The organism is Rariglobus hedericola (assembly GCF_007559335.1).
Classification (GTDB): Bacteria; Verrucomicrobiota; Verrucomicrobiia; order Opitutales; family Opitutaceae; genus Rariglobus; species Rariglobus hedericola.
This window is the reverse complement of sequence record NZ_VMBG01000004.1, coordinates 46,426-58,657: the sequence shown is the minus strand read 5'-3', so window position 1 is coordinate 58,657 and position 12,232 is coordinate 46,426. Positions and strand designations below refer to the sequence as shown.

Annotated in this window: 12 protein-coding genes; 1 reads left to right on the top strand and 11 read right to left on the bottom strand. The window is 62.3% G+C overall.

Translation table 11 applies throughout. The features are described 5' to 3' along the window. Nucleotides 1–30: 30 nt before the first annotated feature. The 11 genes from FPL22_RS16835 to FPL22_RS16785 form a co-directional block, all read right to left on the bottom strand. On the bottom strand, nucleotides 31–921 hold the full coding sequence (locus FPL22_RS16835) for a LysM peptidoglycan-binding domain-containing protein (RefSeq protein ID WP_144354205.1): 891 nt from the start codon (nucleotides 919–921) through the stop codon (nucleotides 31–33). A 40-nt stretch (nucleotides 922–961) separates the two neighbouring features. Beyond that, nucleotides 962–2,254 carry a UDP-N-acetylmuramoyl-L-alanine--D-glutamate ligase gene (gene murD, locus FPL22_RS16830; protein ID WP_144354204.1) on the bottom strand — a complete coding sequence of 431 codons (1,293 nt, stop codon included), beginning with the start codon at nucleotides 2,252–2,254 and terminating at the stop codon, nucleotides 962–964. After that, a complete protein-coding gene (gene mraY, locus FPL22_RS16825; protein ID WP_144354203.1) occupies nucleotides 2,254–3,366 on the bottom strand; it encodes a phospho-N-acetylmuramoyl-pentapeptide-transferase in 1,113 nt (370 codons plus the stop codon). The genes murD and mraY overlap by 1 nt, the downstream gene beginning before the upstream one ends. Before the next feature lie 3 nt (nucleotides 3,367–3,369). Further along, on the bottom strand, nucleotides 3,370–4,770 hold the full coding sequence (locus tag FPL22_RS16820; protein WP_144354202.1) for a UDP-N-acetylmuramoyl-tripeptide--D-alanyl-D-alanine ligase: 1,401 nt from the start codon (nucleotides 4,768–4,770) through the stop codon (nucleotides 3,370–3,372). Between the two features lie 6 nt (nucleotides 4,771–4,776). Then, complete coding sequence (locus FPL22_RS16815) at nucleotides 4,777–6,387, bottom strand: UDP-N-acetylmuramoyl-L-alanyl-D-glutamate--2,6-diaminopimelate ligase (RefSeq protein WP_144354201.1); 1,611 nt, start codon at nucleotides 6,385–6,387, stop codon at nucleotides 4,777–4,779. Then, nucleotides 6,384–8,240 (bottom strand): peptidoglycan D,D-transpeptidase FtsI family protein, encoded by a 1,857-nt coding sequence (locus tag FPL22_RS16810; RefSeq protein WP_144354200.1) that lies wholly within the window; start codon nucleotides 8,238–8,240, stop codon nucleotides 6,384–6,386. Before FPL22_RS16810 ends, FPL22_RS16815 begins: the two co-directional genes overlap by 4 nt. 30 nt (nucleotides 8,241–8,270) lie before the next feature. Next, nucleotides 8,271–8,681, bottom strand: coding sequence for a hypothetical protein (locus FPL22_RS16805; RefSeq protein ID WP_144354199.1), 411 nt, complete (start codon nucleotides 8,679–8,681; stop codon nucleotides 8,271–8,273). A gap of 49 nt (nucleotides 8,682–8,730) precedes the next feature. Next, a complete protein-coding gene (gene rsmH, locus FPL22_RS16800; protein ID WP_144354198.1) occupies nucleotides 8,731–9,657 on the bottom strand; it encodes a 16S rRNA (cytosine(1402)-N(4))-methyltransferase RsmH in 927 nt (308 codons plus the stop codon). Nucleotides 9,658–9,673: 16 nt separating this feature from the next. After that, on the bottom strand, nucleotides 9,674–9,904 hold the full coding sequence (locus FPL22_RS16795; RefSeq protein ID WP_144354197.1) for a hypothetical protein: 231 nt from the start codon (nucleotides 9,902–9,904) through the stop codon (nucleotides 9,674–9,676). Between the two features lie 3 nt (nucleotides 9,905–9,907). Then, nucleotides 9,908–10,357: a division/cell wall cluster transcriptional repressor MraZ gene (locus FPL22_RS16790; RefSeq protein WP_144354196.1), complete on the bottom strand. Its 450-nt coding sequence runs from the start codon at nucleotides 10,355–10,357 to the stop codon at nucleotides 9,908–9,910. Nucleotides 10,358–10,507: 150 nt separating this feature from the next. Next, entirely contained in the window at nucleotides 10,508–11,161 is a 654-nt protein-coding gene (locus FPL22_RS16785) for a hypothetical protein (protein WP_144354195.1), read from the bottom strand. A 68-nt stretch (nucleotides 11,162–11,229) separates the two neighbouring features. On the opposite strand from FPL22_RS16785, the gene FPL22_RS16780 reads away from it, so the two are divergent. Then, a complete protein-coding gene (locus FPL22_RS16780; RefSeq protein WP_144354194.1) occupies nucleotides 11,230–12,216 on the top strand; it encodes a helix-turn-helix transcriptional regulator in 987 nt (328 codons plus the stop codon). Nucleotides 12,217–12,232 lie beyond the last annotated feature (16 nt).

Genomic DNA, 12,232 nt, shown 5'->3' with positions numbered 1-12,232 from the left:
TGATAGTCGGGTTAATCAGACTCGGATGCCTTATTCGATCTTGGGCGCACCGGATTCTTCGACGCGAATGATCGGAGCGTCGGCAGACTCGGGAGCCGGAGTCATGAAAGGCGAGCTGGCGGCGGGAGCCGGCGAAGACTCGAGCAACGGCGAGCTGAAGATCGGCGCAGCGGGAGCTGCGGGTGTGGGAGTCGGAGTCGTCACGGGAGCGCTGATCGCCGGAGCGGGCTTGGCGGTGGCGCCGGCCTTGGCGGCGGGAGCCTGCCAGCCAGGGATCTTCAACGACTGGCCCACGCGGAGCTTGGTGGGATCGGCAATGTTGTTGGCCGTGGCGATCTCGCCGACCTTGACCTGATATTTCTTGGCGATGGCGCCGAGGGTTTCACCGGCCTTGACCACATGCGTGACCGCGGCGGAAGCGGCCGGAGCGGAAGCTGCGGGAGCCACCGTCTTGGCAGCCGAGGGAGCGGTGGCGGCCGAGGGCGCGGCACCGGACTTGCCGGGGATCGTGAGCTTCTGGCCGAGCTTCAGCGTCGAATCGGCGCGCATGTTATTGGCGGCGGTGAGCTGTTTCACGGTGACGCCGTGCTTCTTCGAGATGGACCAGAGGTTGTCGCCCTTGACGACGGTGTAGGTCGCGGAGGGAGTTTCTACCGGAGCGGTTTCAATGGTCGTGGCGGCGGTAGAGCCGGGACGCGTCGGGCTGAAGCGCACCGCTGCGAGATCGGAAGACGGCGCGGGCTCGGAAACGGGCGAGAGATTATCGGAAGCACCGATCGGCGAAGCGTCGGAACCGGTTACGGGTGCGGATGCGATGGCGGACTTTTTTCCGGTGGAACGGCAGCCGGGAATGGCGAAGACGAACATGAATACGGCGGCATGGACGGCCATGACTACGCCGAAGATTTTAACGAGTTTCATAGATGAGTTTGGTTTTGGAAATTTGAGATGAAGATAAGACTTAGACGACGGTTGCGCCCACACTATTCACAAGCGCAACGAACTGCCGTCCACGGTCCTCGTAGTTTTTGAACTGATCGAAACTCGCGAACCCCGGACTGAGCAGAATGTTATCGCCGGCGACAGCGAGGGCCGCCGCTCGGCGGACGGCCTCGTTTAAATCACCGCATACGGTGTGACGCAGTCCGCTCGCGCCCGCAAAGGTCGCCAGCACACTGCGCGTTTCACCGATAAAAAAAGCATGCTTCACCTGGGGCGCAAGCCGGCGCACGAAAGAAGCGACATCGCCGCCCTTCGATTTGCCGCCGGCGATCAGGATCACCGGTGCGGCAAAGCCCGCCACCGCCGCCTCGACTGCGTGGAAATTCGTGGCCTTCGAGTCGTTCCACCACGTCACGCCGTCGCGCACGGTGACGCGGGCGAGACGGTGTTCGCCCAGGCTGAACGACTGCGCGGCGGCATAGAGCGCCGTCTCGCGCAGGCCGTGGCTCCGCCACCAGGCGGCGGCGATCAGGAAGTTTTCCCGCTGCGGATAATGCGCGAACACCGTGCCGCGCAACAACACGTCGCCCCCCTGCTCTTCCGTCGATACGTGAGCCTCGGCGGGAAGCGTCTGGCCAAATTTTTCCGCGTAGCGCTGCACACTGCTGCCGGCGAATACATGGCCGCCCACGCTGCGTTCAAACAAACGCCACTTGGATTGGAAATACTCCTCCATCGTGCCGTGACGCTCGAGGTGATCTTCGGCGAAGTTGGTCCACAACGCCGCATCGGCGCGGAAGTAACGGAGCGTCTCGGATTGAAACGAACTGACTTCGCACACCGCGATGGAATCAGGCGCGCCGCCGTCACGCTCGGTGACGAGTTGTGAAAACGAGAACCCGATGTTGCCCGTCGCGTAAGCGTCACGATCCACCGAGCGCAGCGCGTGCGTCAGGAATTCCGTGAGCGTGGTCTTGCCGTTGGTGCCGGTGATCGCGACGACCGAGCCGCGCCAGAACAACGAGGCGAAATCCAACTCCGACAAACACACCGCACCGGCCGCACGCGCTTCGGATATCCACGGGTGCGTGGGAGGAAATCCCGGCGAATAAATCACCAGCTGATGAGCTGAGGCGGCCGCACCACGAAATTCAGTGAGCGCACCGTCCAGACCTTTTTGATCAAAGATCACCCCGGTGCCGCCGACCTTGGCGACGAGCGCCGCGAGCGCGCGTCCGCTCACCCCGCCGCCAAAAATGGCCACGGGATGCGCAAGAAGCGGATCGATGAATTCGGGTATAATGAGTGACATCAGCGGAGTTTAAGCGTGCCGAGTCCGGCGAGTGCGCACATGAGCGAGATCACCCAGAAACGAAGAACGACCTTCGTCTCGGGCCAGCCGGCTTTTTGAAAATGGTGATGAATCGGCGCCATGCGGAAGAAGCGTTTGCCCTCACCGCAACGACGCTTCGTGTATTTGAAGAAACCGACCTGGATGATCACCGAGATCGCCTCGACCACGAACACGCCGCCGACGATTACCAGCGTGAGCGGCTGCTGCACCATGAAGGCGATCATGCCGATCAGGCCACCCAGCGCGAGGGAACCGGTGTCACCCATGAAGAGCTCGGCGGGATAGGAGTTATACCACAGGAACGCCATGCCCGCACCGACCAGTGCGCCGCAAATCACCGCAAGTTCGCCGGTGCCGGGCACGTGGCTGATGAGCAGATACTCGGCAATTTTCACGTTGCCCGCCGCGTAGGCCATGATGCCGTAGACCAGCGCCACGGTGATCGTGCAACCGATGGCGAGACCGTCGAGACCATCGGTCAGGTTGATCGCATTGCTGAAGCCGACCACCCAGAAGAACACCAACACGAACAAAGCCGCGACCGGCATGGCCGTGAGGATCGGATACTTGAGGAACGGGACCCAGAGCTCGCGGATTTTGTCGGCGCTCATCGGGTGCCATACGAGCGCGGCCAGGGCGATGATTGTGATGAGCGTCTGCCACACGATTTTCTCGCGCGAGGAAATGCCGTCACGGTTCTTTTTGACGACCTTGAGGTAGTCGTCACGGAAGCCGACCGCAGTGAGTGCGGCGTAAACAAACAGCGCGACCACGACCCAGATATTAGGCTTGGCCCAAAGGACGGTGCTGATGAACACCGAGAAAAAGATCAGCAATCCGCCCATCGTGGGCGTGTTCTTTTTGTCGAACTTCTGGGCAAGTTCACCCGTGCGGTCGTCATCGTAGTGCTGGCCGAACTTGAGCGCGCGCAGCTTGCGGATCAACCACGGCCCTATGATGAAACCGATGAGCGTGGCCGTGCCGGCGCCGAGAAGGGTGCGCAGCGTGATGAACCGCAGCACACGCAGCGGCCCCCAGTATTGTTCATAATCGGCAAGGTAACTTAACATGGTTTAATGCGCGGCGAGCGCAGCCTCCCCGGTTAAAATGGTTTCGAGCTGATAACGACGGCTGCCCTTGATGAACACGGCACCCTTGAATCCGTCGAGTCGGGCGCGCACGGGATCCAGCGAAGCAACCACGTCGACCTGCGCGGCAACGGCTCCGTTTTCCAACGCACCTTGACGCACCAACTCAGCATCGTCGCCGATGATCATCAGACGATCGGTGCGACGCAGCCGGATCGAGCGACCCAGCGCGCGGTGATACATGGCCGAGTCCGCACCGAGTTCGCCCATGCAGCCGATGACCAACAGGCGCGGCTCGGTTTCCGGCGCGAGCGCGTAGAACGCATCCAGCGCGTCACCCATCGCCGCGGGGTTGGCGTTATAACAATCAATATAGAGCAAGCGTCCGTCCTCGTGACGAAGTTCGCCGCGCAACGCGGCCGGCTGCCAGTGGGTGAGACGTTCGCGAATCGTGTCGGCGCGCACGCCGAGCAACAGCGCGGCGCGGATCGCGAGCGCGGCGTTTTGCGCCATGCCGTCGGAGACGCGACGCAGGGCAAAGTTGAGCGCCTTGCCCGTGACTGAATCGCGCATCGCGATGAGCGTTTCCTCGGCGCACTGGATGAGCGTGAAAAACGTGTTGGCCGGCGGCAGATCGGACTGCAGTGCGATATCAGCGCGGCCGAGACGCCAGGTGTTGGCCTTGAGCGAACGGAATGCTTCGAACGCGAGACAGGATTGGGGAAACAATGCGGAGCCCCCCGTGCGCACGCCGGCCAGCAACGCGGCCTTGGCCTGCGCGACGCCCTCGATGCCACCGAGTTCCTGCAAATGCGCAGGTGCGACCAGCGTGATGATTCCAAAGTCCGGCTCGATCATGCCGGCGAGCACTTCCATTTCACCGGGGCCGCTGATTCCGGCTTCAATCACCGCGAATTGATGACGCTCGGGATCGATGCGTGTGAGCGTGAGCGGAACTCCGAGATGGTTGTTAAGGTTGCCCTCGGTAGCCAGCACTCCGCCCGCTTCACCGCCGAGCAACAGCGCGAGCAGGTTCTTGGTCGAGGTCTTGCCCGCGCTGCCCGAGATGCCGATCACGGGGCCGCGGAATGTGCGGCGGTGTTCACGGGCGATTGCCTGGAATGCCAGGAGCGGATCCGCGACGACGAGTTGCGGGAGCGCAATATCCGGATTGGCGCGCGCGACGAGCGCAGCACTGGCACCGGCGGTTTGCGCAGTCGCCAGAAAATCGTGGCCGTCGCGTTTGTCGGTCTTGAGCGCGACGAAAACCTGTCCGTTGCGCAGCTGGCGCGTGTCCGTGGTGTAGCCGGTCAGCGGCGACGACGGCAACGACGTCCATTTACCGGAAGTCCAGGCGGCGAGGGTTTCTGGGGTGAAGACGGGCACGGCAGATCACGCGTGTTGGTTGATTTGTTTGATCTCGATCAACTCGCGCACGACCTGGCGGTCATCGAACGGGCTGACGGTGTCCGCAAATTCCTGATACGTCTCGTGGCCCTTGCCGGCGATGAGCAGACAGTCGCCGGGCTTGGCCATGTCGAGGGCGAGGCTGATGGCGCGGCGGCGGTCCTCGATCCACGTCATCTTGAGCGGCGCGGTGACGCCGGACTGCATGTCGTTGAAAATCTGGGTGAGCGCTTCGTTGCGCGGATTGTCGGCCGTCGCGAAGGCGAAGTCGGCGTATTCCTGCACGGCCTTGACCATCATCGGACGCTTGGCGCGATCTCGGTTTCCACCGCAGCCGAACACCACGAGCAGGCGGCCCGGAGTAATGGTGCGCAACATGCCGAGGGCGTTGCTCAACGCGTCATCGGTGTGCGCGTAATCCACGAGCACATTGAAAGCCTGGCCTTCCTCGATGCGCTCCATGCGCCCGGGAACTCCGGCGAAATCACGGAGACGTCCGAGCACGGTGCGCGGATCGCGGCCGAGCCCGTAAGCGGTCGCGAGCGCGGCCAGCAGGTTGCTCACGTTGTAGCGGCCGATGAGCGGCGAATCGACGAGCACTTCGCCCTCGGGCCAGACGAGCTTGAAGGTCGTGTTCTTGAAGTTGAGCGAGACGTTCTCGGCGCGGACTTGCGCGGAGGCATGTTCGCCGTAGGTGACCACGCGGTTGCCGGGAACAGCGGCGTGGATCTTATCCACAAGTTGCACACCGTGGGGATCGTCGATGTTGACGATGGCGACTTTCGGCTCGGCACCGGTGTGGCCGGTGAAAAGACGGGTCTTCACATCGAAGTAGGCCTCCATCGACTTGTGATAATCGAGGTGGTCGCGGGTGAGATTGGTGAAGACGGCGGCGCCGAATTCGAGACCGAGCACGCGCTGTTGATCAATGCCGTGCGAGCTGACTTCCATCACGGCCTGTTTGCAGCCGGCGTCGCGCATCTGCGCCAGCATGCCAAAAATATCGAGCGACTCGGGCGTGGTCTTGTAGGAAGGAACCGTGCGGGCGCCGAGGTCGTAGTTGATCGTGCCGATCAAGCCCACGCGCTGCTCACCGTTGAGCAGATGCTTGATGAGATGAGTGACGGTGGTCTTGCCGTTGGTGCCGGTGACGCCGACAACCTGAAGATCGCGGTCGGGGAATTTGTAGAAACGGCGGGCGACCGCGGCCAGCGTCGCTCGGGCGTCGGCAACCTGGATAAAGGTCACCTTGGCCGGCGTAGGCGTGGGGATTTTCTGGGTGACGACGGCAACGGCACCGCGGTTGATTGCTTCGTCGATGAAACCGGCGCCATCGGAACGAAGTCCGGGCAAAGCGAAGAACAGCGTGCCCGGCACGACGCGGCGGCTGTCCATCACGAGGCCGGAGATCGGACGGTCGAGGGAGCCTTTGACGGCAATCGCCTCGTTCTCACTGAAATACTCGGAGAGTTTGGGTGCCATTTTGAAGACGCGGTTGCTGACGGGATCGGAGGCGCGACGGGTGAAAGCCACGGCGCGGGGTTGCTGTTGAAACGCGCTGATGAGCGCGTGGTTTTGAGTGAGATAGCCGATCATCGACGGCCTCCATCCATGACCAGCAGATTGCGACCTGGTTCGATCACCGGCTTGATATCCATGTATTGGATCAGCTGCTCGGCGATGTGCTTGAAGCTCGGGGCGGCCACGACCGAACCGTAACCGACGCGACCATTGGCGGGTTTGCCATCGTCGACGATCACGGTGATTACGACGCGCGGACGGCTCGCGGGGAAGAAGCCGACGAAGGAACCGACGTGATTGCGCTCGGAGTAGCGGCCGTTGATGAGCTTCTGGGCGGTGCCGGTTTTGCCCGCGACCTCGAAGTTGGGAATCGCGGCCATCGGAGCGGTGCCTTCCTTGGAAGCGACGCCTTGAAGCATGCGCGCCATCTGCTCGGCGGTCTTGGTCGAGATAACGTGGCGGCGGACGGAGCCGGTGAAGTTATACACAACTTCTCCAGATTCATCGGTGACCTGGCGGATGACCTGCGGACGCATGAGCATGCCGCCGCTGGCGATCGTAGCCATCGCCATGTGAATCTGCATCGGCGTGGCCGAGATACTGTAACCGGCGGGAATGCGCGTGATATCCACACCGCTCCATTTATCCACCGTATTGAGGTAGCCGGAAACTTCGCCGCCAAACGGGAAGCCGCTCTTCTCGCCAAAGCCGAAAGCGCGGGCGTAGTCGTAGAGTTTCTGTTCGCCGAGCTGCATGCCGAGCTGGGCGGCGCCGACGTTGCTGGAGTGGCTGATGATCTCGGCGACTGTGAGCGGATGATCAAACTCGTGGTCATCGCGCATGAAACGGCGCGGCTTGCCCTTGTATTCGATGGAGTCGATCGAGCAGTTGAAACGCGTATCGGGACGGACGAGGCCGTCGTTGAGCGCGCCGGAAGCGGCGACGATCTTGAAGGTCGAACCGGGATCGAGGATGTCGGTGATGGCGACGTTGCGCATCTGCCCCATCTCGTCCTTGGAAAGCTCGTTGTATTCGTTGAGGTTGAAGGTCGGGTAATTACCAAGGGCGAGCACGAAGCCGCTGTGCGGATCGCTCACGATGACGGTGACCTTCTTCGGGTTGAACTTTTTGACGATCTCGTCGATCTCCTGCTCCACAATGTGCTGGATGGCTGAATCGATGGAGAGACGCACGGTGTAGCCGGCGGTCGCGGAGACTTCGCGATTGCGGAACTGGGCGAGCTCGCGGCGCAGGCCATCCTTCTCGGATTCGCGCCAGCCGTCCTGACCGCGCAGGTAGAAATCAGCGAAGGCCTCGACGCCGGCTGCCGGTTCGCCGGCTTTGTTAACGAAGCCGATCAAGTGCGCGGCGAGCTGGTTGTGCGGATACGCGCGGGTGTAGGTGCGGTTGCCGTAAACGCCCTTGATGCCGAGCTTGCTGATCTGGTCGTAGGTGGATTCCTCCACCGCTTCGCTGAGCTTGGCCCAACGGATCAGGCGCTCACCGGAAGCGGACACTTCTTCGGCCGAAGCCTCGGTGGATTCGGCGGTCGCGGCGGTGGACGGAGCCGCGACGCTGCCGCGGGTCTTGGTGTTGAAAATACGGGCGAGCTCGGCTGGCTGCATGTTGAGCAGACGGGCGAGCTCGGGCCACTTGGGTTCGTCGGCCTTGAGGAGAGCCTGGGGATCCACGCCGAGAACGATCAGGGAACGCGAGGTGGCGAGACGGTCGCCCTTGTCATCCAGAATGTCGCCACGTTTGGCAGACTCGACGGTGATCTGGCGGCGCGCGCGTTCAACAAAGCTCATCAGCCGCTCGCGCTCGAACACGTGCAGATCCAGCAACCGGATACCTATGCAACCGAAGCAGGCAAGAATGCCAGCTCCGAGAAGCACGATACGGTAGTTGGATGCGAAACCTTTGGACATGAATCAGAGCGGCGCGAGGCGGAGCGGTTGTTAGCGGGAATTGTTGGCGAGGCGGAAACGCACGGGAGTAACCGTGCCCGTGATGACGGCTTCGGGGGCGAAGACCTCGGCGTTGTTACGCGAGGCGAGACGGCGCTCCGGCGATTCGCTCACGCGCACGACCTGCGGCTCCTTGGGGAGAACGAGACCGAGCTTCCACTCGGTGTTGCGACGGGCGAGCACGTCGATGGACTGCTCACCGGTCACCTGGGTGTTGAGTTCGGAGAGGTGGCGCTCGGCCTCGACGATGCGCTGCTCAAGGAGCTTGGTGTTATTGGCCGTAAGGGAAATCTGGTGACGCAGCCAGACGGTGCCCAGACCGATGGATCCGCTGAAGCAGATCATAACCAGCGTGTAGATGAGGAGCTGGTTCACGAAGGCGTGGGTGTCTTTCTTGTTCATGGCGGGGAGGCGCTTTGGGCGCGGAGAGGTTTTAGGCGGTGGGGATTGGTTACAGTTTGCGGAGGGCGCGCAGCTTGGAGGAACGGCTGCGGGGATTGGCGGCGATCTCGTCGGCGGACGGCGTGATCGGACGGCGGGAAAGGAGATCGGCGTGTTTCACGCGCAGGTCTTGCGGACGGTGGTCGTCCTCGCCTTCGGGCAAACCGGCGAGATGGCGGAAGTATTGTTTGGCAATGCGGTCTTCCAGCGAATGGAAGCTGATCGCGCAGAGCACGCCGCCGGGAGCGAGACGTTCGAAGGCGGCGGGCAGCGCACGCTCGATGGCACCGAGTTCGTCGTTCACGGCGATGCGGATGCCCTGGAACGCGCGCGTTGCCGGATGAATCTTGGAGGTGAAACGGTCGCGGGGAGGAATCGCCTCGGAGATCAGCGTGGCCAGCGAGGCGGTGCGGCTGAGCGTGCCGGTGCCACGGGCGGCCATGATGGCGCGCACCACGTGACGCCAGTTTTTCTCTTCGCCGTATTCGCGGATGGCGCGGACGAGCATCTCCTCGGTGGCGGTCTCTAGCCACACGGCGGCGGATACGCCCGAACGCGGGTCCATGCGCATGTCGGCAGGAGCGTCGTTGCGAAACGAAAAACCGCGCTCGGCATCGTCGAGTTGGAAGGACGAAACACCGAAGTCGAAGAGGATGCCGTCGAACTTATCCACAGGAAGTTCACCGAGGCGACCGAAGTCACGGTCGATGAGCGCGAACCGGCCCTCGAATTCCATGCTGATGATTTCGGCGCGGGGTTGCGCAGCGGGATCGCGGTCAAGCGCCACGACATTGACGCCGGGGGCGGCTTCCAGAATTGCACGCGTGTGCCCGCCGCCGCCAAACGTGGCGTCGAGGTAGCGGCCGCCGGAACGCGGGGCGAGCAGGTCGAGCGTCTCGCGAAGGAGAACGGGCTGGTGTCCGGGAGTCGGCGTCATGGCAACAATGGCGGCCTCAGGCTGCATGGCGCGCGGGGGCGGACGACGGTTGCGAAGGCGAATAACGGAAGAGCGGACCGCGCAGCCACACCGGACGGGCGGCCATGGCGACAGCGCGGTTGCTCTGCTCGAAACGAACGCGGACATCCGTGGCGGCAATCGACGGAACGCTCCAACGCTGGCGGCGGCCGAGTCGGGCTGGTAGTTCCAGCGAGCGGATCGGAAGAAGGGGACGACTTGGACGCATGGGTTATATTCCGATGCGGCGCATGAGATCGCCGAAGTTCTCCCCGGCGGTCCGCTGCTCCACCCGACTCCAACGGTCGGGGCTATAAAGGCTGAATTTCGTAAGCGAACCCACGAGCACTGCATCCTTCGAGATGCCGGCATGCGTGAGCAGGTCGCCGTTGACCATGATGCGCCCCTGCTTGTCGAAGCCGATGGTCTGCGTCTGCGAGAAAAAACGGGCGGCAAAGTCCTGTCCCGAGCCGTCGGACAACGCGATGGCCTCGATTTTGGTGCGCAACTTGGCGACCTCGGCGGGCGGCAGAATGGCAATGTAACCGTCCGGATGCGGCGTCGCGAGGAACTGCTCCCCTTCACCGTGCGCAGAGCGCCACGCAGACGGAATCGTAACACGATTTTTGTCGTCGAGCGTGTGCCTGAAAAGGCCGGTGTAACTTGTGCCGGAAAGGACCATTAGGACATAGGAAAGCCGCGAAGGCCCCCACAGTGCCCCATTTCAACCCATTTTACCCCACACCGGTCAAGACATCTCCTCTATTTAACCCCTGTTTGGGGGAAAAACTTATTCACAGTCGGTGCATTGCCCCATGTTCAATCGCCCGCATTAAGCTGCAAGCGCATGGCAGTAGCGCGCCAATTGACGGTCGGTCAGTTCAGGCGACCGCTCCAAAACCATGGTCGCTTCCGGACGCCAGAGCAGCGCCCGCAGCGGCTCGAGCAACCGGCGCGGCACGTCCGGATCCACCAGATTGCGAAGAATCGCCAATGTCTGGCGTGATGCCGGCAAGCCCAGCCACTCCAGAACCGCAAAGACTCCTCCCCGCTCATGCACCGCCGCCACTTCGTCCCAACGCAGTTCGCCGGTTCCCCGCAGTTCGTCATGCGCCGCCAAAAACGAAACCAGCGCCGGAGTTTCGTCCAGGTCCGCCAGCATTCCCGGGCAATTGGCCACGATGAGCAAAGCCCCGAGACGGCCGAAGCGAAACTTCTCCAAAAACATCCGTTCGCCCGCCGGCACGAAGTCCAGATAGCGCCGCCACGCCGGAGTATCCAGTTGCACACTACCGGACGCCAGCAGTCCTTCGCTGATCGCCACCGGCTCCCAGCGGTCGCCGATCAATCGCTCCAACACCACGTCGGGCCAGGTCCCGACACGGTAGGAAATACCAAAATGAGACCAGCTGAGTTCAATCACGGGAGCAGAAACGCGGGATGCGGAACGAGGGATGGCTTTGGCACGGGTGGTGCGGGTTTTCATGCGCTCATCTTACCAGCCGCATGGGACATTGCTTGTCCCAGCCTCAATAATCTGTATTTTATTTTCCAATGAATCCGCGCGCCCAGCTTTCCCGCCCGCCGCTCGAACGCATGATGCGCATCCACGACGAGCTCCGCCGCAACACGCTCGTCAACTGCACGAAGCTCGTCAAAGCCCTCGAAGTCTGTCGCAAGACGATCGTCCGCGACATCGCTTTCATGCGCGACCGCCTCGATCTGCCCATCGAATACGACGCGCAAATCCAGGCCTATCGTTACACCCATCCGGTAAACTCATTTCCCACCGTGCAGGTCACCGAGGGCGAACTCCTCGCCCTCCTCGTCGCCCGCCGCGCGCTCGAACAATATCGCGGCACTCCATTTCACCGCCAGCTGGAGATCGCCTTCGACAAACTCGCCGGCGGCCTGAAGGACAAAATCTCTTTCTCTCCCGCCGACGAACTCCGCGCCGTCTCGTTTAAGAACATGGGCCTCGGCAAAGCCGACCTCACCGTCTTCAACTCCTTGAGCGGCGCCGTGCTCAAGCTCAACGAAGTCGAGTTCGACTACCGCAAGCCCGGCTCCGCCGCCGCCGAACGTCGCCGCGTGCGTCCCTATCATTTGGCAAACCGCGAAAACCTTTGGTATCTCATCGCGCACGACTTGGAGCGAAATGCTCTCCGCACCTACGCCCTGCCCCGCCTGACCAACGTCGCCGTCACCAAACAGCATTTCGAAAAGCCCGACGACTTTACTCCCGAAAAATTCTTCGCCAACGCCCTCGGTGTCCTCGGCGGAGACGGGAATTTCACAGTGGTCATCCGCTTCAAGCCCGAAGCCGCCGATCTAGTTCGCGAACGCGAATGGCACGAGTCACAGGAGATTCGCGAGCTCCGCGGCGGTGGACTCGAGCTCACGCTCCGCCTCGGCGCCCTCGCCGAAATCGAACGCTGGGTCCTCGGCTGGGGCTCCTCCGCCGAGGTCGTGAAACCAGCCGCGTTGCGCGAAAAAATCAGCACCGCCTGCATCGAGATGCAGACGGTGTATCGCCAATAAATCCTTCGCTAAAACG